This window comes from Pseudomonas sp. NPDC089741, assembly GCF_044748825.1.
Classification (GTDB): Bacteria; Pseudomonadota; Gammaproteobacteria; order Pseudomonadales; family Pseudomonadaceae; genus Aquipseudomonas; species Aquipseudomonas helmanticensis.
On the sequence record NZ_JBIVGT010000003.1, the window covers coordinates 272,518 to 297,742 of the forward strand.

17 protein-coding genes and 2 pseudogenes are annotated in these 25,225 nt (G+C 50.1%); 10 read left to right on the top strand and 9 right to left on the bottom strand.

The genetic code is table 11. The features are described from left to right. Positions 1–86: 86 nt before the first annotated feature. The 5 genes and pseudogenes from ACIPZE_RS05240 (at position 87) to ACIPZE_RS05260 (ending at position 8,316) form a co-directional block, all read left to right on the top strand. Entirely contained in the window at positions 87–1,694 is a 1,608-nt protein-coding gene (locus ACIPZE_RS05240) for a GMC family oxidoreductase (RefSeq protein WP_400771795.1), read from the top strand. A 988-nt stretch (positions 1,695–2,682) separates the two neighbouring features. Next, positions 2,683–4,002 (top strand): annotated as a pseudogene (dnaX, locus tag ACIPZE_RS05245) (DNA polymerase III subunit gamma/tau); the annotation flags it as partial. 1,437 nt (positions 4,003–5,439) lie between these two features. Continuing rightward, on the top strand, positions 5,440–6,897 hold the full coding sequence (gene ccoN / locus ACIPZE_RS05250) for a cytochrome-c oxidase, cbb3-type subunit I (protein ID WP_400771797.1): 1,458 nt from the start codon (positions 5,440–5,442) through the stop codon (positions 6,895–6,897). 11 nt (positions 6,898–6,908) lie between these two features. Beyond that, complete coding sequence (locus ACIPZE_RS05255; protein ID WP_400771799.1) at positions 6,909–7,148, top strand: hypothetical protein; 240 nt, start codon at positions 6,909–6,911, stop codon at positions 7,146–7,148. A gap of 958 nt (positions 7,149–8,106) precedes the next feature. Further along, positions 8,107–8,316, top strand: a complete 210-nt coding sequence (locus ACIPZE_RS05260; RefSeq protein ID WP_400771801.1) for a hypothetical protein — start codon at positions 8,107–8,109, stop codon at positions 8,314–8,316. 468 nt (positions 8,317–8,784) lie between these two features. Here the strand turns inward: ACIPZE_RS05260 and ACIPZE_RS05265 are convergent. From ACIPZE_RS05265 to cynR, 3 genes and pseudogenes are all read right to left on the bottom strand, one after another. Continuing rightward, positions 8,785–9,093, bottom strand: a pseudogene (locus tag ACIPZE_RS05265) (LysR family transcriptional regulator); the annotation flags it as partial. Positions 9,094–9,253: 160 nt separating this feature from the next. After that, entirely contained in the window at positions 9,254–10,096 is an 843-nt protein-coding gene (locus ACIPZE_RS05270) for a LysR family transcriptional regulator (RefSeq protein WP_400771803.1), read from the bottom strand. A gap of 326 nt (positions 10,097–10,422) precedes the next feature. Then, positions 10,423–11,316 carry a transcriptional regulator CynR gene (cynR, locus tag ACIPZE_RS05275; protein WP_400771876.1) on the bottom strand — a complete coding sequence of 298 codons (894 nt, stop codon included), beginning with the start codon at positions 11,314–11,316 and terminating at the stop codon, positions 10,423–10,425. A gap of 1,819 nt (positions 11,317–13,135) precedes the next feature. On the opposite strand from cynR, the gene ACIPZE_RS05280 reads away from it, so the two are divergent. Then, positions 13,136–13,423 (top strand): IS3 family transposase, encoded by a 288-nt coding sequence (locus ACIPZE_RS05280; RefSeq protein WP_400771804.1) that lies wholly within the window; start codon positions 13,136–13,138, stop codon positions 13,421–13,423. 231 nt (positions 13,424–13,654) lie between these two features. On the opposite strand, the gene ACIPZE_RS05285 is transcribed toward ACIPZE_RS05280, so the two are convergent. Then, positions 13,655–14,095 (bottom strand): hypothetical protein, encoded by a 441-nt coding sequence (locus tag ACIPZE_RS05285; protein ID WP_400771806.1) that lies wholly within the window; start codon positions 14,093–14,095, stop codon positions 13,655–13,657. 89 nt (positions 14,096–14,184) lie between these two features. Here ACIPZE_RS05285 and ACIPZE_RS05290 point away from each other — a divergent pair, with 89 nt between their 5' ends. Then, complete coding sequence (locus ACIPZE_RS05290) at positions 14,185–14,511, top strand: helix-turn-helix domain-containing protein (protein WP_400771807.1); 327 nt, start codon at positions 14,185–14,187, stop codon at positions 14,509–14,511. 449 nt (positions 14,512–14,960) lie between these two features. Here ACIPZE_RS05290 and ACIPZE_RS05295 read toward each other — a convergent pair whose 3' ends face one another. From ACIPZE_RS05295 to ACIPZE_RS05310, 4 genes are read right to left on the bottom strand one after another with little or no spacing between them, the layout of a single operon-like run. Beyond that, positions 14,961–15,404, bottom strand: coding sequence for a hypothetical protein (locus tag ACIPZE_RS05295; RefSeq protein ID WP_400771809.1), 444 nt, complete (start codon positions 15,402–15,404; stop codon positions 14,961–14,963). After that, positions 15,397–17,457, bottom strand: a complete 2,061-nt coding sequence (locus ACIPZE_RS05300) for an integrase (protein ID WP_400771811.1) — start codon at positions 17,455–17,457, stop codon at positions 15,397–15,399. Before ACIPZE_RS05300 ends, ACIPZE_RS05295 begins: the two co-directional genes overlap by 8 nt. Further along, positions 17,454–19,124, bottom strand: coding sequence for a site-specific integrase (locus ACIPZE_RS05305; RefSeq protein ID WP_400771812.1), 1,671 nt, complete (start codon positions 19,122–19,124; stop codon positions 17,454–17,456). Before ACIPZE_RS05305 ends, ACIPZE_RS05300 begins: the two co-directional genes overlap by 4 nt. After that, entirely contained in the window at positions 19,121–20,332 is a 1,212-nt protein-coding gene (locus ACIPZE_RS05310) for a tyrosine-type recombinase/integrase (RefSeq protein ID WP_400771814.1), read from the bottom strand. Before ACIPZE_RS05310 ends, ACIPZE_RS05305 begins: the two co-directional genes overlap by 4 nt. Positions 20,333–20,452: 120 nt before the next feature. On the opposite strand from ACIPZE_RS05310, the gene dnaQ reads away from it, so the two are divergent. The 3 genes from dnaQ to ACIPZE_RS05325 all read left to right on the top strand — a co-directional run bounded on the left by dnaQ (position 20,453) and on the right by ACIPZE_RS05325 (position 24,303). Beyond that, entirely contained in the window at positions 20,453–21,229 is a 777-nt protein-coding gene (gene dnaQ, locus ACIPZE_RS05315) for a DNA polymerase III subunit epsilon (protein ID WP_400771816.1), read from the top strand. Between the two features lie 189 nt (positions 21,230–21,418). Then, on the top strand, positions 21,419–23,674 hold the full coding sequence (locus tag ACIPZE_RS05320; protein ID WP_283436153.1) for an Orn/Lys/Arg decarboxylase N-terminal domain-containing protein: 2,256 nt from the start codon (positions 21,419–21,421) through the stop codon (positions 23,672–23,674). Between the two features lie 14 nt (positions 23,675–23,688). Next, entirely contained in the window at positions 23,689–24,303 is a 615-nt protein-coding gene (locus tag ACIPZE_RS05325) for a GNAT family N-acetyltransferase (RefSeq protein WP_129394328.1), read from the top strand. On the opposite strand, the gene ACIPZE_RS05330 is transcribed toward ACIPZE_RS05325, so the two are convergent. Next, positions 24,269–25,162: a LysR family transcriptional regulator gene (locus tag ACIPZE_RS05330; protein ID WP_283436154.1), complete on the bottom strand. Its 894-nt coding sequence runs from the start codon at positions 25,160–25,162 to the stop codon at positions 24,269–24,271. The genes ACIPZE_RS05325 and ACIPZE_RS05330 overlap by 35 nt on opposite strands. Positions 25,163–25,225 lie beyond the last annotated feature (63 nt).

The following is a 25,225-nucleotide window of genomic DNA, read 5'->3' on the forward strand; positions in this document are numbered from 1 at the left end:
AAACCGTCATCGCCAGCAGGCTGGCTCCCACAGGGAATCGCCTCGTTCATTCGAATTTTGTACAACGACTTACGCGGTAACCGTGCATGACTTACGACTACATCATCGCTGGCGCTGGCGCCGCAGGCTGCATTCTTGCCAATCGGCTGTCGGCTTCCGGGAAATACTCGGTGCTGCTGCTCGAAGCGGGCGGCAAGGACAGTTCCCTGTGGTTCAAGATTCCGGTCGGCTTCGCCAAAATGTATTACAACCCGACCTTCAACTGGATGTACTACAGTCAGCCGCAAAAACAGCTGAACAACCGCGAAATCTACGCCCCACGCGGCAAAGTGCAGGGCGGCTCGGGTTCGATCAACGCGATGATCTATGTCCGTGGCCAGGCCCATGACTTCGACGACTGGGCGGCCAACGGCAACGAGGGCTGGGGTTTCAAGGACGTGCTGCCGTACTTCCGCAAACTGGAAAACCATCCGCTGGGCGACAGCGAATACCACGGCGGCAGCGGTCCGATCAGCATCACCCCGATGAAGGGCCAGACCCATCCGATCTGTGATGTGTTCCTCAAGGGCTGCGACGAACTCGGCTATCCGCACAGTGACGATTTCAACGGGCCGAAGTTCGAAGGCTCGGGAATCTACGACGTCAACACCCGCAACGGTCAACGCTGCTCCAGCAGTTTTGCCCATCTGCATCCGGCATTGAGCCGGCCAAACCTGACGGTCGAGCATTACGCGCTGGTGGATCGGGTGTTGTTCGACAACGGTCGCGCAACCGGAATTTCCATCACCCAGCATGGCGTGGCGCGCACCTTCGCCGCGAGCAAGGAAGTGATCCTCTGTGCCGGTGCCGTGGACACACCGAAGATTCTGCAATTATCCGGAGTCGCGGATCAGGCGCTGCTGGCCAGACACAACATCCCGTTGGTCAAGCACCTGCCGGCCGTAGGGCAAAACCTGCAAGACCACCTGTGCGCCAGCTATTACTACAAGGCAAACATCCCGACGCTCAACGACCAACTCAGTTCGCTGTTCGGTCAGTTCAAGCTGGGTCTCAAATACCTGTTCACCCGCAAGGGCGCACTCGCGATGAGCGTCAATCAGGCCGGCGGATTCTTCCGCGGCAACGAACAGCAAGCCAACCCGAACTTGCAGCTGTACTTCAACCCGCTTTCGTACCAGATTCCGAAAAACAACAAGGCCAGCCTCAAGCCCGAGCCGTACTCAGGCTTCCTGCTGTGCTTCAATCCGTGCCGGCCGACCAGCCGCGGGCACATCGAGATTGCTTCGAAAAACCCGCGGGACGCCGCACTGATCGACCCGAATTACCTGAGCACACAAAAGGACATCGACGAGGTGATCCAGGGCAGCCGCCTGATGCGCAAGATCATGCAGGCGCCGGCACTCAAAGGCATCACCGTCGAGGAAGTACTGCCCGGCCCGGCCATCGAAAGCGACGAGCAGATGCTGCAGTATTTTCGTGAAAACAGTGGTTCGATTTACCACCTGTGCGGGTCCTGCGCGATGGGCGCGGACGAGCAGCAATCGGTGGTCGACAAGCGTCTTAAAGTCCATGGTCTGAACGGTTTGCGCATTGTCGATGCGTCGATTTTTCCCAACGTCACTTCCGGCAATACCCATGCGGCAGTGTTGATGGTGGCAGAGAAGGGAGCTGATCTGATTTTGCAAGATTCCTGATTTCGTTGTCATCTCTATGGAAAAGCGTCTGGATAGACTGCTTATAACCGATTCTTGCCAGTCAGGACGGAACGGAACCGGGCCGCAAGCGGCCAATCATATGATCTAAACCATGAGGGGTTTCGCAGTAAAGAATCTGACCTATATCAAGGAAACAGTGAAGGCGTAAGCAGGGAAAACAAAGAGCCCAGCCGACCATTTTCGGATCTGGCCGAGTTTCGCTATCACGAAAACACCGTGAGAAGCTGCCGGGCGCACAACATGTGCGCCCGGCTTCCAGATAGAAGTGGATGTTTATCGCAGCGCTGTCGCAATCTATAGGCTCCTAGGCAGTGCCTGGCAACTGGATACGCTATCCCCACCATCAAGAGAAAGAACTCCTTCGGTTGTCCGCATCCCAGATACTTTAGCAACACCGGTTCCTGATGGAGGTTACTCGGGCGTGCATGCCACTGCGAAAATCGATGGGGCAATGTTGAATGAGAGTGGATTTTTCACTGACCTTGAGAGTGCTTTCGATAAACCCGCAAGCTGATGGCAACTGAGGTCTCCAGACCAATAGGGAAAAGCGTGGCCGCGAAGCCCAGTCCTATGTGCATCGCTATTGAGAAAGGGTATTCATAAAGGGGGTTGACGATAGTGCTTAAACAGGTGAAGTCTGAAACCATCCTGCGGACAGCGGGAAGCCACGCCTCCCCTCCGTCCAAGTAGAGGAGATGAAGGTCGTGGCGCCCATCGGTAGCCCATTCTTAGCCGTCCATGAAAAAGCCTGATTGGGCTTTCGATCGTGGTAGTAACCTAGTGCTAATAGCTCGCGGGAGATGGGCAATCAAAGTTTGCGCTGGCGGATCGGAGTTGTTTCCAAAGGTTTCATCGTCCCCATGAACAAGATCATGTCATTTACAGCTCGCGTTATTGCACTGGATGCATTTTTGGTCTTGCTTCGCTAGCATTAGTTGCTTGTGTTCCTTCGTTGCGAGGGTTTTCGATGAGTTATCAGGTTCTTGCACGTAAATGGCGTCCACGCTCGTTCCGCGAAATGGTCGGCCAGACCCATGTGCTCAAGGCTCTGATCAATGCCTTGAACAGTCAGCGGCTGCACCACGCCTACTTGTTCACCGGCACGCGCGGCGTTGGCAAGACCACCATTGCGCGGATCATCGCCAAATGCCTGAACTGTGAAACAGGTATCACTTCTACGCCCTGCGGGGAGTGCTTGATGTGTCGCGAGATCGATGAGGGCCGCTTTGTCGACCTGATCGAGATCGACGCTGCGAGCCGGACCAAGGTCGAGGACACCCGCGAGCTGCTCGACAACGTGCAGTACGCCCCGAACCGCGGGCGCTTCAAGGTCTACCTGATCGACGAAGTGCACATGCTCTCCAGTCATTCCTTCAATGCGCTGCTGAAAACTCTCGAGGAGCCGCCGCCCTACGTTAAGTTCATCCTGGCGACCACCGATCCGCAGAAACTTCCGGCAACCATTCTTTCCCGCTGCCTGCAGTTCTCTCTGAAGAACATGACCCCGGAACGGGTGGTCGAGCATTTGACCCACGTGCTGACGGTCGAAAACGTACCGTTTGAAGACGACGCATTGTGGCTGCTGGGCCGCGCGGCTGATGGTTCGATGCGTGACGCCATGGGCTTGGCCGATCAGGCGATTGCCTTCGGTGAAGGCAAAGTCATGGCCGCTGACGTGCGGGCAATGCTCGGAACCCTGGATCATGGCCAGGTGTTCGATGTCCTGCATTCGCTGATCGAAGGCGATGCCAAGGCGCTGTTCGAAGCCGTCCATCATTTGGCCGACCTAGGCCCGGATTGGAACGGCGTACTTTCAGAAATCCTTAATGTGCTTCAGCGGGTTGCGATTGCCCAGGCCTTGCCTGAAGGTCTCGACAATGATCACGGCGATCGTGATCGAGTGCTCGCACTGGCCCGGGCGTTGCCCGCCGAAGACGTACAGTTTTATTACCAAATGGGGCTGATCGGCCGCCACGACTTGCCGTTGGCGCCGAATCCTCGTGGTGGTTTCGAAATGATCCTGCTGCGGATGCTCGCGTTCCAACCGGCGGACACCGAGGACGCTCCGAAGCAACCGCTAAAGCCAGTCGGAATCAGCCAGGCCACAGTTGATTTCGCCAATTCAGTGGCTTTTGCGTCTGTTATTGCCCCGGTAGTCGCTGCGGCAATCGTACCAGTGATGCCCGCATTGGTTGCGGTGGTTGCCCCCGAATCTGCATCGACGCTTGTCATCGTACCCGAGCCAGTGGTCGACCCCGTAGTGATCGAAGCAGTTGTCGGTCTGCCTGGAACGACCTGAAAAAGCCTAAAGTCGTTCAACAATCTGCGGTCCAAATTGCTCGATGTACCCGACTGGGTTGCCGCGCCGGTGTCCTGGCCGTCCGTGGTGAGTTGGGTGCCTCCACGCGGGGCATAGATCTAGATGACGAGCATCTTAGGACAAATACTACATTGAGCCAGGTATGGATTTGGCCTTCAGCTATCCCGATGAGTGGGCGGGTGAACACCACGGCATAGTCGATGGCGGTAGCTGAATTTTCAGCGGCAGCGAAGCTGGCCACCGCTTTGACGCTGCCATGGCTGCAACTGCTCCCGAAACCAATCTCCCGAATGACTGGCAGTATCGCGGCCAACTGCACCTTGATCGCCGGCGATGGAGACATTTGGCTTTCACATTTTGACCCGGCCTGTAAGCCTTATTCAGTCCCACCCAGCGACGGCGCCTTAACGACGCGCTGAACCAATATCACTGGCGCAAGCTTACCCTGAGCATAAAACTGATCAAGCCCGATCAGGAAACCCGCGGCTCAGACCGCATGCCGACGTCGCGCATACGTTCAGCGCTAGGTCGACGAGTCGATTCACCGTGATCCGTTCAACCAGCATATGAAACAGTAGTCCCGTGTGGTGATCCGCATCGCTGCTATTAGCCGCTAGAAAACTTGAGCAGCTTGGTTTATTAACTGAAGGCGTGATACTAACAGACCTGATTTGTTAATTTTCAAACGGTTCGAGGTGATTACTACGATATGGGGACTCAGCCTAGTGAAACAAGCTCCACAAGCTGGAAAAAAAGCCAATAACGGCCCGTTTGGCTTAAGCACTCATATCGACAAGGCGTCGTCTCGACGCTAGATCCTGAGCGTGACCGCTGGCACGCGTTAAATAGAATCGGCGTGTTTGTGTTTCAAGCAACCTCGGGCTAAACATCTATGCAAATTTTATCTCATATTTTTTGGGAAAAAACGACAAGTTCTTTTTAGTAAGAAATGATAGAGCAATTATTTTTAATCAATTTATTCCTGATGTTTAAATAAGCACAATAAATGAAAATGTAGAGAGTCACGGACGCCATAAGTTTAGCAGTCCCTCGACTAATCAAAACGTCCAGTCACAAGAGCACGTCTAAAATGATTCGCGATCTGGGCAGAGGGAGGACGACAAATTGCCGCTTTTTCTGTCAGTGTGACGCGGGAGGTTCAGACGTAGAAGCTAGGGGTGTGCCGCAATTACTTTTCAACCCTTTCCGGAAAAATTAATGATTTTTAAGTGTTTTATAAAACTAAAACGCCGTCTGTTATGCGTTTACTGCAGCTTCTGGACTGTGGTTTTTTTAAATCAAAAAAAATGATTCACTTAGCAATAATTTGAATTTGTCACGCATTAATCAGAGTACCAGAATGCGACCTTGATATTAGGTACTTTAGCGCTCAACGGACTCGTGATGAATAATACACATACGGCCAGCCAAACGATCTCTAATGATGTGGACTCGGTTTACAATTACTCTATTGTCCGAAAATTCACATTGGCAACTTTGATCTGGGGCATTCTCGGGATGGGGATGGGGGTGTTTATAGCAGCACAACTGGTGTGGCCTGAACTAAATTTCGGCTTGATGTGGACTACCTTTGGAAGACTTCGACCAATTCACACGAATATTGTAATTTTTGCATTCGGTGGCGGTGCATTGTTCGCAACGTCGTTATATGTAGTTCAACGTACATCCAGAGCACGACTGGTTTCTGATGGATTAGCTAACTTTATGTTTTGGGGTTGGCAACTGTCAATTTTAGCAATGATTATAAGTTATTCACTTGGATATACGACTTCCAAAGAATACGCGGAAATGGAGTGGCCCATTGCAGTTTTCGTGACAATTGTTTGGGTTGTCTACGCCTATTTATTCTTTGGTACAATTGCGATAAGGAAAGTCAAGCATATTTACGTGGGGAATTGGTTCTATGGCGCATTTATTGTTGTCACCGGAATGGTGCACGTCATTAACCATTTTTCCATTCCAGTAAGTTTTCTTAAGTCATATTCCTTTTATTCGGGTGCGACCGACGCAATGATTCAATGGTGGTATGGGCATAGCGTTGTAGGATTCATCCTGTCCGTTGGCTTTTTAGGCATGATGTACTATTTCGTGCCTAAACAAGCGGATAGACCTATTTATTCTTATCGGCTTTCTATTGTTCATTTCTGGGCGATAATCACCGTATATATTTGGGCTGGTCCTCATCATCTTCATTATACTGCACTTCCAGACTGGGCTCAGTCATTGGGCATGGCGATGTCCATTATTCTGTTGGCTCCAAGTTGGGGAGGCATGATTAACGGTATGATGACTTTGTCCGGAGCGTGGCATAAATTAAGAAATGATCCGATCCTAAGATTCCTCATTGTTTCCCTTGCATTCTACGGAATGTCGACGTTTGAAGGACCTATGATGGCGATTAAAACGGTCAACTCATTGTCTCATTATACTGACTGGACAATAGGACATGTGCACGCCGGGGCGCTTGGCTGGGTGGCAATGATCACTATTGGCACGCTTTATCATATGATTCCAAAGCTGTATGGTCGGGAACAAATGTACAGCGTTGGACTTATTAATACGCATTTTTGGCTGGCCACTATTGGCACAGTGCTCTATATCGCTTCTATGTGGGTCAATGGTATCACTCAAGGGCTAATGTGGCGGGCTATCAATGATGACGGTACTTTGACGTATTCCTTTGTTGAAGCGTTACAGGCCAGCCACCCAGGTTATATTGTTCGTTTGATCGGCGGGTCGACATTTGCGAGCGGGATGTTAATGATGGGTTATAACACGTGGAAAACCATTCGAGGTGGTGAGAAGGTCGAGAATATGCCAATTGCTGTACCTGCTAATTGATCGGAGTACCGATGCAAGCACTTATGTTTTTTATAGCGATTGGCACGCTTGTAGTAGGATTGTTTTATACGCTGAAAACGAGTTCTGTAGATGACATCCAACAAGCTGCATTACTTCCATTTGCTGATGATCCTGAAGCTGCAAACAAAATTACACAATCGACTGGCATGACATTCGATAAAATTGTGAATGGCGTTGAGCTAGATTTAACTGCCGCTCCCAACGATTCAACTGACAGTTTTGTTGCATAACTGATTTCCATCTCCAAGGACGGAAAATTTCGTATCTCAAATGAGATACAGAGGCTCATCAGTACGATGGGCCTTTTTTTATGGAAAAATAAGTAGAGGATCCGATTATTAATATATTGCCTGAGTTATGCGACATCCTAATTATGTGTTTTTTTTCACGAAATTTTGGGAGTATAGAAAAACTACAGTTTGAGTGGTGCTATTCATGCGAACAGATACATCTGACAAGTTGGTGTTCTCATCTGCGGTATAATTTGTCCCTTTTGAGAAGGTGTTTCTGTCATCCCCATCAAAACCAATGTCGACCCTCTACAAATTTACTTAATTCTCAACGCTTCGACTTCCCTCCTTCAGTTGCTTCCAAAAGCCCAGCTCATTTCCTCATGAGTTTTCGTGATCAGCCCATTCTCGGCGAGTGATGCGCCTCGGTGTATTTCTCAGGTGGGTCTGCTGCCGTGACTGCTGCAAACACGTGAAAGCCATCAGTGTGTCTGGATCGCAATGTCCACATCGAGCTCCTTGACTGATGCGTTTTCTCAAGCCTGCGAGCGGCTCTCGCGTTGCACGCCTAAATGTATGGGCTGTATTGGGGATACGTTCGATTGCTGTTGCGTCTAGCTTGGCAAGCGATGCTTAACACTTTGCAGAGGGCGCAACCACGTCCCTGGTGATAGGCGATTTGAGTTGCTCAAGGGCATTGTTACGCAGCGTTTGCTCCCAAGACGGACTCCGTAGATCGGCGAAGAGCTGCAGCCCTATTTCGGTCAGGCCATGCATTAAAGAACTGGGCTAGTTAGAAGTGCTAAAATAAAAACGGCGATGGACACGAACATTTGATTTTGGCATGGAGGTTTTCTGCAACCATCCGAAGTCGCGAGTGGTTTGCGATTTCTCTCTTGTGGTGCCAAATATGGCCGAGAGTTAGTTGATCGCGTTCGCGTCGAAGAGGCATTACCGAATGCTCACGGCCATCATCAGGGAAGATCCTCATGCCAGCCTGATGGCTGTTGCCGTGTGGTCTTCAGACCTGCAAACGCTAGAGCAGGTACGCATGGCGGAGGCACCAACGGCAAACCAAGCGTTAATGACGGCCTATCTGGTGAAGGCTGAAGTCCAAACGCTCTGGACGCCGTGTGCTGATTGGGGCTGGTGGTCGACTTGGAAATAGTGGTTGGCCCATGCTTCTGAAAGCGAGATTCCGGCTCTGATCTTATCTACCTAATCGGTATAGTAATACTGACGCGTATTGCAAGCCGATGCATACCGCATGACTGGGGGAATAAAATTGAATAACAGCAGTGAAATGAATGATACACGGTTGCCGAAATAGAAAATTTTTTTCTTGAAGGTCAGAGGCATCCACTCACTGCATGAATCTTTGCCTATGAACTCAGATCAGCCAGCGAAAAAAATAGCACTCCTCATAGACATAGATGCAGCAGTGCATTGCAAACAGAGCGCACCAAAACATTCCTCTTCAAGAGTTTGTAGAATTTACGAGACACGCCAACTCGATTAATAAGATGGTTCCCGCGCTCCGCACTGACGCAAAGTCCTGATCTCGCTGTTCATTTATAGATTAGGATCATAGGCACGAATTTATGGTTTTCTATTTTGTAAACCTAATCTCTAAATGAGGATGATATGAGCTCACCTCACCTCCGATATGAAGAACTTTATGGGCATGTCTCGGTAAAGGCAAATCTCTAACTGCTGCATTCCAGGTTTTTATCAGTTGGTTGGCATAATCAAAAAATGATGCTCCTTCCGTTGTTAGTCTGGTTCTTGTACTTGTGCGGAGAAATAGTTTGCAATTTAAGCTTCGTTCTAGTTTTTGAACTCTAGCTATAATGACTGCTTGGGTTATGTGTAATTTCTCTCCAGCGGTGATAAAGCTGCCACAGTTAACAATTTCTAAAAATGTTTTTGCTAGCTCGATATCCATTTTTTTGAACTGCCATAAATTTTTTAGTGAATTAAATGTTTGATAAAAACCTACCCATGCCATTTCCATGTATAAAATGGAATTTGGTTTCCTGCACCATTTTTTCGATGTTGATAAAAAGTAATTAACGCTAGATCGTTGGATTTATCGTTGTTTGTTGTTAGGACCAATCACAATCAGTCGCTATAATCTGTTTCAGTAATTTTATCGCCAAATTTAATTCATCTGTTGGCCCGATGTGCGAATAAACCAAATAGGTTGGGTAACTAAACTCTGGTGCTGAGCTCACGCGCTCTAGAATTCCTTTATCGATATAAGGTTGAACCACTCGAGCTCGGAAATATCCTGAGCCTCCATTGTTTAGAATGTACTGCAGAGCTGCTGGCCCCAAATTAAATGACAAAGCTGCGCTAGCATATTCTTGCAACGCCCCATCATGCAATTGTCTAAATCTAGTGCCCCAATCAACATAGATATATGGGGTAGGTTTCATTGTAGAACTAACAAGAATTAACTTTTCTTCAAGGATTAGTTCAACCTGCAACCCGGGCCAATAAGTAGGTTGATATACAAGGATCGCGTCTAAAAGCCCTAGTTCAAGTTGGTGCAATAACGTTATGCTGTCACCTATTTTTGTCTTTATCGCATGCGATGTTATATTTTTATTTAACTCACGAACCCAGTTTAAAATGAGAGGTTTGTATAAGCTAACCTCGCCTCCGATGTGGAGTATTTTATTTATGCCCTCTGGCAGTGGAAGGTCTCTAACTGCTGCTTCCCAAGTTTGTATTAGTCTATTAGCATAGAGAACGAACACTTCTCCGTCGGCTGTTAGCTTAGCCCCTGTTTTATTGCGGACAAATAGCTTGCTGTTCAGACTATTTTCCAATTTTTGGATTCGGGCTGTAATAGCTGTTTGTGTCACGTGCAACCTTTCCGCAGCGGCGATAAAGCTGCCACATCTGACGATCTCCAAAAACGTTTTTGCAACTTCAATATCCATCTTTTTATCACCATAAAATCATATGTTACTAAAATGAAAATACTTAGAGAAAAACGTTGAAAAGCAAAATTACAATCATAGGTTATCAATTATCAAGATTTGTTTTCCATATGTAGATATTTCTCAAGATCATTATGTCAAGTTGCGTTAAATATTAGTATGAGCGTCATTAGGTTTTGTATTTTTCCGTGGCAATTAACATTTGCTGTTTTTTTAAAGGTAAATCCTCTTAGTTTGAATTTATCCAAAGTTTATATATTATTTTCTAGTAATTTTTTTTTTTGAAAAAAATCATATAAGAAAAAATTGTTATTTGGAGTAAATGTTTACTTGTCCCGTTGTGTATTAAATTTTGCCAGGGCTAGATTCGTGAAAGCCAATGACGCCGTACTGTGATAGCCACTCTTTCGTCTCATGAGAACCGCTTGACGCTCAAGCGGGTCGTTGATTAGTGGAACTTTGCACACCGTGCGAATCTGAGTGGCGATGGCCTCTGGCAAAATAGTAGCGACAGGTGTATGCCGGATAACTTCGAGCAAGGTATTAATCGAGTTCGTTTCTATAATCACTTTGGGTGTGATTTGCAATCTTTCGAAGTATTCATCAATGAATGCTCGAGTTTCAAAATTCGAAGTTGGCAGTGCAAATTGTAGTTCTGTAATCCCCTCAACGGTTAAAGTGTGCTGAGAGTTGTAAAGTGAATGAGCACTGCCGACGACTATTCCTAGAGTTTCTACAAAAGCTGGAATAGATTCGATTTCCGCATTTACAATCTGATCAAATGCAATTGCAATATCAAACGAATCATTCATCAATCCAGTTTCTAGATCGCTGACGCTTAATTCATAGATCTCTAAATGAATGCTGGGAAACGCTGCGGCATAATCATTTACTAGAGACCCGGCAAGATATGCCATAAAGGTTGGGGTCATTGCGAGCCTGAGAATGCCACGAGACAAATCCTTTATGTCTTGCAAAGCACGCCTACCTGCCGATAGCTCCGATAACACTCGGCGGGCGCAGTCTATGTATGCCAGTCCGGCCTCTGTGGGTTTAACCATGCGAGAAGTTCGGTCGAATAAGCTGACGCCAAGAGTGCCTTCAAGTTGCCTGATCTGTTGCGAGAGAGTTGGCTGGGATACGTGCAGCATTTCCGCAGCTCGTGTGAAACCTCCATTATCCGCAACGGCCAACAAATACCGTAGATGCCGAAGTAAAATCACAATCACCACCTTTTTATTAGAATAAATTCTACATATTGGTAAAAGATTTCAGTTTCTAATCTAGTATAAGTTCTGGACTAGCACGTTCCACTGACATTCCTAAGTCATTCCACTGACTATCGAATTTAAATCAATGTGAATTATTTCGTGGGTATTTCACGATGAAGTTCTTTCTGTTTATTTTTATTCTTATTAGCATTAGTGCTTTATATTGAGAAACTCCAAAAATCATACTTAATGCTAGTATCACACAAATCCATCCGCTTACTAAAAATCGCAAGTTTGTTGGCACAATTAGTGTTGTCCATATGATGATCAATGAGCCTATGCCACTCAGAAAAACAATTGCTGAAAGAATAACTGTAAGCCAACGAAGTGTGCTGCTCATGTTATGTTCTCTCTCTAGTCTACGTAAAATTGACGTGCAAAATTCCAACTTGGTTTGTGCGCAGATTTTTATTAAAAATATGAATTTAACAAATTTATCTGGTTTGAAATTTTGCTCCTGGTAATTATCAAGCGTTTGTTATGGTGGTTGTAATGTTCAGGTCGGTCTATTTTTAAATGTTGATTTTTAGGCTGGTTAATTTTATTGAATATCCCTAGCTGCAGTAAAAGACTAAAATCCATCCACGTTTCAGTTTGATGCGTTTCCCGTACTCACGACCCGCAAACAAAGAACCTAATCTTTGCCTGGTTTCACAAGATGGTGTGTGGATCAATTTTCTCGCTTGTCTAAATTGATATCGTTTTCATGCAAACTAAACAGCCATTTGTTTTTAACGCCCGAAGATTGAAAAGCTCAAGAGGGAATATTGCGAAGGAGTATTGCGAAGGAGTATTGCGAAGGAGTATTGCGAAGGAGTATTGCGAAGGAGTATTGCGAGGAAGTGTTTTGAAAGGATGTTCCGAAAAAATGTTGAAAAGGAGTGTTGCGAAGGAGTATAGCGAAGAGGTAATTCGAGGGAATATTGCGAAGAGGTATTTGAGAGGAAATTTTGTTAGCGCTGATTTAACGCCATCAATATTTTTATGAGATAGGATGTGTTTTTTTTTGAAGCTCGCTTTATCGTGCATGGCGCTCTCCCAGAAACGGCTCGAGTTTATGGCCGCGCACCGCTTTCGTCAACCAAATTTTCAGCGCTTAAAAAGCGTTTAGGCATCCTTAATTCACGATTCGGCGATGTGAAATGGTCGAAATTTGATGAATAGAGGTCGCAGCTGCGGACGCGGATTGAGAAGAATCGACGCGGCTCAGAGGTACCCTATGGGAAGAGAAATTCGAGTCGTGGCAGTAGTCTTTAGGACAACGAAAGGCCATTTACACTCAGACTTCAGTCCGATCTGCTGGGCTGTCGAACTGTCTGTCGCAAGGTGTTCTGTCGGAATACGATGGTATTAAAGTCGAGCAGATGGCTGGACTTAACCAGTTCTGGGTAGGTGCTCGACCTCAAGCTCTCGGCAAAAAGCCCCACCGCGGTCAAGCTGGCCCGAGTGTGCAACGGTTCGCAACGCGAATTCAGTTGCACTCAGCGCCCCACTGCAGCCTTAGCGAATTAACAGACACCGTGCAGGGCCGCCGTCGATTTTGGCCAAGAGGTAGTCACGCACTGCATTATGTTCGACAAGGGCGCGTAACATGTTCGTGAATGCCTTCACCGATCACAGGTCTTACTCCAGCCGACGCGCCGTGGTCGCTTCGTCGAAGAGGCCGTACAATATTTTGATACTCGCCGAATCCAGCACCCTCGACGGCCTCCAAGGCTAGGAAGGGATCAACCGTTGCACCTCGACAGCTGAAAGAAGAAGTCGGATCGTGGCTGCAAATACTGAGCGTACGGCTGCTAGGCCTTGCTTCAGCGACATCGAATCGTGCCCGGCCATTCATGTCCGGGGAACTGCCGAGACACCGCCGCGATGGAGACTCCTCTTCCGTACGCCGAAGGCCAAGCGGGTGTACCTAACGGGCTACGCCAGCTATCAAGTGGGGAAAGCAGACCTGTTCGACTACATCCGTTTTTATAAACGCCGCCGGCGCCACTTGACGTTGGGCTACCTCAGTCCGATGGCGTTTGAGTGGCAAAATGCGAGTAATAGCTCTTAACTGCCTGTCCATCGGTTCCGGGACAGACCAAGGTGATGAGAAGCGCTGTTGACCCGGCTGCAGCTTGCCTAGAGCAGGCTTGGAGTCAGTGGCTATCTCTGGGCAATAGTCACCAACCGGCCAAAAGCAGCAGCTCGAAGGTATCAACAATATCAGGGTCGATTCACCTCCGCGAATCCTTGGGGCCAAAAGACGGCTGTGCGGTGACTTAGCAAGTGCAGGGGCCGAACGTTACGTCGCGGGTATATCTTCATAGATGCATCGTGACTGGAAAGGCTTTTCCTGTAACAAATACAGGCCTCGCACTGTGTAGCGCTTGCCGCAATCCAGGTCGATACAAAATAGATTTCCAGTCGATGATTCATTCAAGCTTACGTGCAAACGCACTACGCGCTCCATTCGCCAATGCTGTGAGCGATTCATCGAGGGCGGTGTGACCAGCATCAACGAGCGAACGGAGCAATCACCTGCCAACTGCCCCAGCAACAAGTCGAGTTGTGCGGCATCGGCCACCAACAGCGTATGACCAAAAGCGAGGCCGTCTTCCTGAACCTCAAGATATAGGTGAAACCAAGGGGTTTCCAAATCGCGCTCTACCACTCCCCAGTATTGGATGGGCTCGCCAGTCGGACCCGGAGGAAAGCGTTCTGCTGCAGACTGGGTAAAGAACATGCGAAAGACTCTCGTAAAAACGAACCCTATAGATTGTAGCCCTAAAGTGCTCAAAAAAGGCTTTATCGTTCTTTTTGTGAGTTACACAAATGGAACTGAAACAAGCTTTTGGCCGGGCCCTCAAGGCTCTGCGTCTGGAACGTCATCTGACTCAGGAAGATTTTTCGGACGTGAGCAGTCGAACCTACCTGAGCACATTAGAGCGAGGTATTAAATGTCCGACGTTGGACAAGATAGTCGAGCTGGCCTCGGTACTCGGCGTTCATCCGCTGACGTTAATCGCCGAGAGTTTTCTAGTGCTTGAACCAGGGCAGAGCATGGAGTCGCTAATCAGTCAGATTCGGAGAGAAGCGGACGACATCAATGGTGTGAACTCTACAAATCCCCCTAGTGGAGAATTGGTTTCAGATAAGTAACTCGCCCGTTGAGCCGGAAGAGAAGGGTGACTTTTCAGTCGTAGGTTGACGAAGCTCTTCTGCAGGTCAATGAATCCCACAGACATCGAATTCCTCTATTCGGTTTCTAAATGGCGGTTGCTGTAAACCTGTTTTTTACACTGTTAACCACCGCGGGTAACAGAGCAAAAACTAAGGTACAACGGGAACTTAGCGTTTAATTTTTCGCTCAGGCGCTACAAACAGTGAGTGTTCGCCATGTCCACGGATCTGTGTATCCGAACGATACTTCGTACTCTCATAACGACCGTGGCGCTGATATTGACTCTCTGGAGTTTGCCAATCCAGTGAAGTGGACGGTATACGGTCTACGATTTTAACTGCTGACTGAGCTATTCATGCAGCTTTCAAAGAAAGTGGCTTGGTTGGTGACCCATGCGAGAAAATGTCTGCTGCTTTTCTTGATGCGTTTACCGCCTGGAGTTCTCTAACGTTACCTGTGGCTCATGGATAGTTGGGAGGGGGGCCATCAGCCGCTCTCGTGTCAGACCCGAGATGGTAGCATTGTATATAAGACGGTTCGCAACCTCGGCCATCTTGGTAAGCTCTGCCTTTAGCGCATCGTTTTCCATTTGGAGTCGGGTGATCTTCTTCATGGCATCCAAAGTGCTCCGCGGCCTAGGCATGCCCGAGAGATTCTGCTTTTCGAGTTTTAGCTGTTCTTTTTTGTTCTTGTAAGCGACTTTTATCACTATTTTTTTGTCGAGCGCCTGACGCGTGGGTGGTGTTTCCCACGCCAATATGACTTGTGCGCCAATGCAGACTGCGTTCCAGTCCAGCGCATGCTCGACTGGCCAGTTACGAACCATCTGAGCAATTTTTCTTTCATGCTGTTCTGTGATCGTTTTAGGCATTGTCGGAACTCCGAAGTAATTCGAGGCAGGCCAGTAAGTCATCGCCATATGAGATGCGCAGTTCATTCCTGTCCAGCAGTTTCACGCCTGCAGAATTGGCTTTTTCGGACACAATGGTCTTCTCATGACAAAAGTCTTCTCCAGCTAATTCGATAGGGCTGCCGTCAGGTATTTCCGAGTCGTGCAGGATAGCTAGTAGTTGATCGAGTCGTTCGATCTGCGGTCCCGCCTTTTCGGTCCATCTCGAAGCGGATCGCTCGCCTGCCGTTATCGCCCGTTGGGCGGCCGTGTAGGTCCGTGCGAGGTTGTCACGATCCAGCTGGATGGTTTCGGCGGCAATCTTGTCACCTTTGCACATTAGGAGTTCAGAGCAGTTGAGGCAGTCGGCAAACTTGATGCAGGGGCCAGCCCTCCAGCTACGTCGGCAAATTCCATACCGGCTGCGATGGAAGGGGCCCTGGCCATAAAGCTGTTCTTCTTCACTGGTGATGGGGCTCCGAGGTTCTTGCTCTTGAGTCATGCCGAACAGCGCAGCTCCCTTTGAGGCAGAATTGATCTGGTTGTCATGCAGGTAAGTTCGAGTTTGTTGCGTTGAAGCACGACTGCTCCATTCGGTAAGCGTTTCTATGGACACGCCACTGCTGCGCCCAAGTCTGTTGAGAAGGTGGCGAAAGCTGTGGGATCTAATTTTACTAGTGTTGTAGCCGTTCCTGAGAAAGAAGTTTCTAGTGTCCTTTCCTCTGCACCCGGTCTTAAAATGCTCCCTGTATGTGTCAGTGTTATAAGATGCAAGCAGTACTGGGCTAGTTGTGAAAGAGAATGCGACTTGAAATCGACGAAAGCACATGAGGGACTCTGACATTCGGAGCGTAGGTTGCGTCGAATTGCTTGGATCTTCTTGATAAGGAAAATGCGGGTTTTTTTCGTGATGTACTTTAACTATAATCTCCCAAAGGGAATCAAGAGTATATCCTGTCAGTGAATCGCTGCCAGTATGTTGCTTCATAAACGCGCCAGAAGTACCCCGTTTGTTAAAGCCTAGCGCTTGCTCCACTTGATTACAGCTAAGTACTTCTGTGTCACGAATATCTGGGCAGTTCGCGTGACGGTAGAAATGGTGTGGATCAGTTTCCATGTAAAGAGCCAGGCGTCGGCTCTCTTCTGTGATATCCCTTAGTCGTTGGATCGCATCAATAGCTATTTCGGCCATTGTCTTCGGTATGGCTTTGCGAGCGAAGTCTTGCGTTTTTGGAACCCAATACGCTAAGTAGTATTGGAGCTCGCCGTTTTTGTCGATATCATTTCGCAAACAGTCGCTGCGGAGCCGCAGCATTTCCCCAATGCGCATGGGGGCGCATAAGAGGAGTGCTGTCGTACAGGAAACCATTAAATCGCTATGGTTCTGTTCTCCATTAGCTCCGCGTGAAAAAACATCAGCAATAGCCAGTAATGCGTCCTGATTCGGAACTTTCTTCGATCTTATTTCGCTTGGCGCTCTCGAGCCGTTGATGGCATCGTAACTAAGCTCTCCTATGTAGGGATTGATCAAAAAATGTGGATTGAATGTTAGAATAAAAAAATCTGAAAATTTTTTCAGTATAGTAAGTATGTCATAGCAGGTTCCATCTCGGGTGATTTCGCTGTTAATGGTGCTTATAACGGTGTCCCAGTGTCGGTTTTTAAATTTTGTAATGTCAGGTGGATCCATGTCTTGGCGTAGAGCATACTCTAACACCCGGAATGCACGCATTGTTTCAGATACTCTTTTCATTGGTCGAACAGTGTTCGTGTAACGAAGATAGGCTTTCGCAACGTCTACAAAATCAGGATGCATCATTTCATGCGATTCAAATTTTTGCTTGCGGAGATGTCGATGTTCAAGGTTGATGAATCGGGCTGATTTAGAAGTTGTTGGCCATATGGCAGCACCCCAGGAAAAACCCTCCAGATCAGACCAAAGTGTCAGATTATCTTTGGCCATGGTAATAAAATTGCTAAGGTTTTTTTTTGCAGATATTTGGCTGTTGGGGGCGAATTGAATGACTTGGTTCATAAGTTAACGCCCCTTTCAATATTGTGATTTTTACAGCGCTCAATGCAAATTTTAACTGCTCGAATATCAGCGGAGAGATCGATAGGTATCAACAAATTTCGCGAACCACCGATTTGTAGTGCTGATGTTTCCGCAGCTTGACGCTGCTCCAATGCATCCAAAACTTCCTGATGTGGCGCATTAGCTAACGGTTCGAAATATTTGCAGCGGTAACAGGGGATTGGGACTGACGTTGTCGCGCAGAAACTGAATTTACCACAGTGGCCGACGCTTTTAAGATTCCCGGCACGAGAGAGTTCCAAATTGCTCGACGGGTCGCTAGCTCTCGTTGCCTGGCTCGGCGAATCAATTAATGCTCCTGTAAAAGCCAATGCGAGTGGCGCTAGTGAAAGCGCCATTGATTCGTCAAGTTGTCGCGCCTGTTCGGCGGGATCACTGTAATAAGCATTCAGGGCGTTTTTAGACGTATGACCCAGCCAGTGAGAAAGTATGTGAGTTGGTATGCCCTGTCGGGCAAGTTGTCGTGCCCTTGTGTGGCGCATCCGTGTGGCGCTAATAACCATTGGTTGACCAGTGCGCGGGCAATTAGGAGGCGGTAGTACTACGTTTTTTGATTTTACTGTGCTTAATTCGCAAGTTGGTGCGTTAGCTGACCAGCAGATTATTTTGCCAATATATCTTCCTTTGAGGTGAAATAGTTCGCTTTCTAGATTTTCCAGAAAAAAGCTTTGTTTTTCATCTTTTAAGATCCTCAGGGCCTGTTTTACGCGAAACTCACCACAAAACAGGGGAAGTAGATTTAGTTGGTCTTCTGTGAGTGAGATACCCATGACGCTTTCGTAAAGCGTTCTGATTTCATTGCGCTGAATAAGGCAAAGGTTCCATAAGTGAGTGGCTAGGGGGTGCGGCTCAAATTTGCTACCACGAAAATCTTTTTCCGTGTCTTGATCTTTTGCTCCCGGAAATGAAATAAATTTCCCGATAGGAAACATGTTGTTGGAATTGTCATTGTCGATGACATCGCCGATTTTTAGGTGTGCAATTTGTATGGGTCTTCTTGCGTATTGCATTGACAGTAATTTAATGAGCGTGACTTGAGTGCCAGAAGTTTTTCCGTCAAAGTTATCCCATGTTGCGCGGAGCAAGCAATCATATTCTTCGTTAGTTAGCCAGCTTTTATTTGGGTCATCTGAAAGAACATTTCGCACCCCGCCTGGGTAAGGTGCGCTAGCGTTCAGCAAGTTTAATGCATTTTGGCTGATTGCCTCTCTGTCACGTTCCTTCCAGTGAAGGAAAAACCGTGTAATTATCTTCTTTGGTCTGCGAAACGAAACTCTCGTTAATGCCCTTGATATCCACCCAGTATCAAAGGAATCCGTGGGTTGCGCATTCAAGGCTGCGAGTAGTGCAGAAACCATGTTTGTAAAGCTGAATATTGAGTAATTACCAAGGATCGAAAATAAGATTAGATTATGCTTGAATGATGATTTAAGCTGAGGGGAGAGCTGCGACAAGGCGTTACTCATGTTGAAGCTGGTTTGGCCAGTTCGAACAAGAATATCCTCGTCCCAATAAAATGCTTCTTTTTTCGAGCATTGGTGTTCAGTGCGATTTATATCAAGATCTAACAAGGGGAGCAGTTCTGTTGAAATGATTTTACTATTCATTCTAAAATCCTCGCTGTGTCGGAGGCGATCTGCAGGCCTATTTCATGGGATTTCTCTTCAATATGTCGGAGATTGTATCTCCTAGACATGGACGAACCTGGCACCCAGCCCATTAGCTGCTCCCTTAAGGGACATTCTTCTTCGAATGACAAGCCCTCGCTATCTGCGTACTTTGAAAAGCGGTAATTCCAGTCGTGCCGTAGCAGATGAGGGTGAACAGGGGAAAGGTCTTTGAAAAGATTTTTGAGTTTAGCAAGTCCAGTATCAAAAGCTGTCTTAGGCAGTGCTTGACCTTGGCTGCGCCCACCGCGATGAACGATGAAAATAAAGTCATCGTCCGAGAATCCGACATATTTTACATCTGCTCGCCAACTGTCACGATAATCGATTAGCTGTTCTTCGAGCCTTGCCGATATTGGGACCCTGCGCCCCTGAGTTTTGGCAACCGGCTGATGTAGGCGTGTGTCGAACTCATCGTGGTGGTTGCGCTCGATATCTAAGTAGGCGCTATCGTCGCCACTTGATTCGATGATGTGCTTAAGTTTCAGACTCAGCAGTTCACCGAATCGCATGCCTGTTTCGTAAAGAACACGCAGCATTACAATGTTGCGAAATCTGTGACCACAATTATGTAGTTGTCGAAGCCTCTCAAAAGGTTTTACGAATAGATCCAACAACTGATTACTGGTTTCGGCCGATAGCTTCATCGCGATAATTCGCTGCTTTCGCGCGGACTTTGACACTGTCTTGCGCCTTTTTTTGCTTAGTAACATTAGGTTTTGTGTCTCGATCGCGTCCCTAACATCGCGCGAGTTCGAGTCGGTGATTACCTCAAGCATAAGCCAGTGAATGTACACTGCTGAATATTCGAGATAGGTATTGTACTTAGCGCTGCTGATGACGTTTCCCTTATTGCCCCGTTTGCTAGCACGCAGATGGCTGGTCAGATCATCAATCTCCCCAGCGCTGAGAAACCTACGATTATGGAAGTTATTGGCCAACTCGATGCCTCTGCTGGACTCCCATTCGCAGACTCTCTTGATCGCTGCAAGGTAGACCTTCTGGGTCTCGTGCGTAGTGGTTAGCCTGATCGAGCGGACGATGAAGGCGGATGGGTAAAACAATGGGAAGCCCGGTGCATTAGCCTCGTAGAGTTGAGAGAATCGTTCGCCACTACCGGTTACAAAGGTCTTAATCGTATATTTCATATTTACACCTCTGCGCAGTGGAAGAGAACGTCGATGGCTGTTTACAACTGATCGTCAGTTCTAGAAGTGATTTTCTGACGGTATGTTAAGATTCATCCCGTATTTAGAGGCGGCGAAGCGATGACGGTTTACAAAACTATAGCTAACAGGATGGTAGTACTCGATACCGAAACCACCGGCATGCCGGTGACCGATGGTCACCGGATCATTGAAATCGGTTGTGTCGAACTGATCGGTCGGCGCCTCACGGGCCGGCATTTTCACGTCTACCTGCAACCGGATCGCGAGAGTGATGAAGGCGCCATCGGCGTTCACGGCATCACCAACGAATTCCTCGTCGGCAAGCCACGTTTCAACGAAGTTGCCGATGAATTCTTTGAATTTATCAAAGGCGCACAGCTGATCATCCACAACGCGGCGTTCGACGTTGGTTTCATCAACAACGAATTCGCCTTGATGGGGCAGAAGGATCGCGCCGACATCACGCAACACTGCTCGATCCTCGACACCCTGATGATGGCCCGGGAACGTCACCCGGGTCAGCGCAACAGCCTCGATGCGTTGTGCAAACGTTATGGCGTCGACAACTCCGGCCGTGAACTGCACGGCGCCTTGCTCGACTCGGAGATTCTCGCCGACGTCTACCTGACCATGACCGGTGGCCAGACCAGCCTGTCGCTGGCCGGCAATGCCTCTGACGGTAATGGCTCGGGCGAGGGCGCGGACAACTCGGCGACCGAGATTCGTCGTTTGCCGGCGGATCGTCAGCCCGCGCGGATCATTCGTGCGACTGAAGATGAACTGGCGGCGCATCTGGTGCGGTTGGAGATTATTGCCAAGTCGGCGGGCGGGCCGGCGATGTGGACACAGATCGCAGAAGCTGACGCTCAGGGTTGAAGATCAAAAGATCGCAGCCTACGGCAGCTCCTACAGAGGATCGCATTCCAATGTAGGAGCTGCCGAAGGCTGCGATCTTTTGCTTCTGACGTCATGAAGCCAAGTGGCCACCCTCGCCACTTTGCCTGCAACCCTCTACCCTGAGTGCATTGGCAGTTGCAAACCTGCCGCCTCAGGACACTGAGCCCCATGTACAAAGATTTGAAGTTTCCGGTATTGATCGTCCATCGCGACATCAAGGCCGACACGGTCGCCGGTGACCGTATCCGTGGCATCGCCCGGGAGTTGGAGCAGGAAGGTTTCAGTATTGTTTCGGCCACCGACTACGCCGAAGGCCGGTTGGTCGCGTCGACCCATCACGGCCTCGCGTGCATGCTGATTGCCGCCGAAGACGCCAGCACGAATTCTCACCTGTTGCAGAACATGGCCGAACTGATCGGCCTGGCACGGGTGCGCGCGCCGGAACTGCCGATCTTTGCCTTGGGCGAGCAAGTCACCCTGGAAAACGCGCCGGCCGATGCCATGGCTGAACTCAACCAACTGCGCGGCATTCTCTATCTGTTCGAAGACACCGTGCCGTTTCTCGCCCGACAAGTTGCGCGGGCCGCGCGTAAATACCTCGATGGTCTGCTGCCACCGTTCTTCAAGGCACTCGTGCAGCACACGGCTGATTCCAATTACTCCTGGCACACGCCGGGCCATGGCGGCGGTGTGGCGTATCACAAAAGTCCGGTAGGCCAGGCGTTTCACCAGTTCTTTGGTGAAAACACCCTGCGTTCGGACTTGTCGGTCTCGGTGCCGGAACTCGGTTCGCTGCTTGATCACACCGGGCCGCTGGCCGAAGCCGAGGCGCGGGCCGCGCGTAATTTCGGTGCCGATCACACCTTTTTCGTGATCAATGGCACCTCGACCGCCAACAAGATTGTCTGGCATTCGATGGTCGCGCGTGATGACCTGGTGCTGGTCGATCGCAACTGCCACAAGTCGGTGCTGCACGCGATCATCATGACCGGCGCGATCCCGCTGTACCTGTGCCCGGAGCGCAATGAGCTGGGCATCATCGGGCCGATCCCGTTGAGTGAATTCAGTCGCGAGTCGATCCGGGCGAAGATCGACGCCAGCCCGTTGACCAAGGGCCGCGCGCCGAAAGTCAAACTCGCCGTGGTGACCAATTCGACCTACGACGGCCTCTGTTACAACGCCGAACTGATCAAGCAAAGCCTCGGCAACAGCGTCGAAGTGCTGCATTTCGACGAGGCCTGGTATGCCTACGCGGCGTTTCACGAGTTCTTCGCCGGGCGCTATGGCATGGCCACCTCGCGCAGCGAAGACAGCCCGCTGGTGTTCACCACGCATTCCACGCACAAACTGCTCGCGGCGTTCAGTCAGGCATCGATGATTCATGTGCAGGACGGCGGCGCGCGGCAGCTGGATCGCGATCGTTTCAACGAAGCGTTCATGATGCACATCTCGACTTCACCGCAATACAGCATCATCGCCTCGCTGGACGTTGCCTCGGCAATGATGGAAGGCCCGGCCGGGCGTTCGCTGTTGCAGGAAACCTTCGATGAAGCGCTGAGCTTCCGCCGTGCGCTGGCCAATCTGCGCCAGCACATTGCTGCCGATGACTGGTGGTTTTCGATCTGGCAGCCGCCGGGCGTCGAAGGCATCGATCGCGTGCAAACCGAAGACTGGTTGCTCAAGCCCGAGGCTGACTGGCACGGCTTCGGCGAGGTCAGTGACGACTACGTGTTGCTCGACCCGATCAAGGTCACGCTGGTGATGCCGGGCTTGAATGCCGGTGGTGCGCTGAGCGACAAGGGCATCCCGGCGGCGGTGGTCAGCAAGTTTCTCTGGGAGCGCGGATTGGTGGTCGAGAAGACCGGTCTGTATTCATTTCTGGTGCTGTTCTCGATGGGCATCACCAAGGGCAAATGGAGCACGCTGCTGACCGAACTGCTCGAGTTCAAGCGCAGCTACGACGCCAACGTGCGTCTGGACAGCTGTCTGCCCTGCGTCGCCCAAGAAGATGCCGGGCGCTATCGCGGCATGGGTCTGCGCGATCTGTGCGATCAACTGCACGCCTGTTACCGGAGTAATGCTACGGCCAAACACCTTAAACGCATGTACACCGTGCTCCCCGAGATCGCCATGAAACCCGCACATGCTTACGATCATCTGGTGCGCGGCGAAGTCGAGGCGGTGCCGATCGATGCGCTGGAAGGGCGGATTGCTGCGGTGATGCTGGTGCCGTATCCGCCGGGCATTCCGTTGATCATGCCTGGCGAACGTTTTACCGAGGCGACCCGCTCGATCATCGATTACCTGAAATTTGCCCGCACGTTCGATAGCAGCTTTCCCGGTTTTGTCGCTGATGTGCATGGACTGCAACATGAAGACGAAGGCAATGGGCGGCACTACACCGTCGATTGCGTCAAGGAATGAGGACTTTTCCGAGTATGCAACCGGTCATGAATCCAAAATACCCAGGGCTGTCGGTGCGTGTCGCCGATGAAGGTTTTGCGCCTTATATCTGGGGCAGCGACTTCAGCTTCGAAGTCGCTGCGTACGGCGCGGCAGTGATCGGCAAAGCGGTCGAGCACTGGCCGGTGACGCCGATCGTGCCGTATCGCAAGTGCTACGGCATCGATCCCGAGGAGTTCAGCAGTTTCCGTGATGCGGCTGACAGCGCGATTTTCATGGCCTATCTCGACGACGAGCCGGTCGGCCATCTGGTGATCAGTACCAACTGGAACGGCTTCGCGCATATCGATGAACTGGCGGTGCACGCGCCGGCGCGGCGGCATGGCGTGGCCAAGGCGTTGCTGGATGTCGCGCAGTTCTGGAGTCGCAAGAAAAAGCTCCCGGGGATCATGCTCGAAACCCAGAACAACAACCTCGGTGCCTGTCGATTGTATGAGCGCTGCGGTTACGTGATCGGCGGTATCGACCAGTTACGTTATCGCGGCATCGACCCGAACACCGCTGAAGTGGCGTTGTTCTGGTATCGATTGTTCGATAACCCGCTGGAAAATCCACTCAGCTCGACAGCATCGCCGCGGCTTGTTCCGTGATGATCGCCAGCAAGCTTTGAATCGCCGCTGACGGCGCGGCGTGCTTGAAGGTCAGGGCGTAGAGGCTGATCGGCACCGCTGGCGACAGCGGGCAGACATCCAGCCCGCCGGCGCGCGCGCCCAGTGCGGTGAACGGGTCGACGATGGCCAGACCTTCGCCGGCCTCGACCATGCTGCGCATCATCTGGTGGGTTTGTACGCGGGTCTGGATGCTCGGTGCCGGGCGCAATGCCTGCAGTTTGTTTTCCAGCGCCGGGCTCAGCGGGTCCTGGCCTTCGAGGCCGAGCATCGCCTGACCGGCGAGATCCTGCAGGGAAATGTATTTCTGTTTCGGTTGCAGCCAGCCGTGGGGCGCGAGCAATTGCAGTTTGCCTTGGGCCAGCGGCTGGCAATCGATGTCGGCATGTTCGGGGTCGTGCAGGCTCAAGCCGAGATCGCTTTCACGCAATAACAGGCTGCGAACGATGTCGCGAGTCGGTGCGCTGAGCAGGCTGCAAGGGGCGTCGGGCAAGCGTCGGCGCAGGGCGGCAAGGCTTTGTGGCAATAATTGTTGCGCCAGCGGCGGGGTGCCGATGATGCGCAAGGGCGGGGCGAGGTATTGCTTGAGGCTGCTGGCCAGACGTTGCACCGGCTCCAGCGCCTCATAAACGTGAGCGATTTCGACTTGCAGCGCCCGCGCTTCGGCAGTTGATTGCAGGCGCCCGCGAACGCTGGCAAAGAGCATGAACCCCAACTGACTTTCGGCTTCGCGCAAACGTTCTTCGACCTCGGTCACCGGCAACTGCAACCATTCGGCGGCGGTGCCCAGGTGACCGGTCTGCAAGAGCGCCTGGATCACTTCGATATGACGTAAACGCATGCGTGAAGTCCATGTTCAGCAGGTGGGGTCAGAGGCTGAATCCTACCCCAACTCTGCGCATAT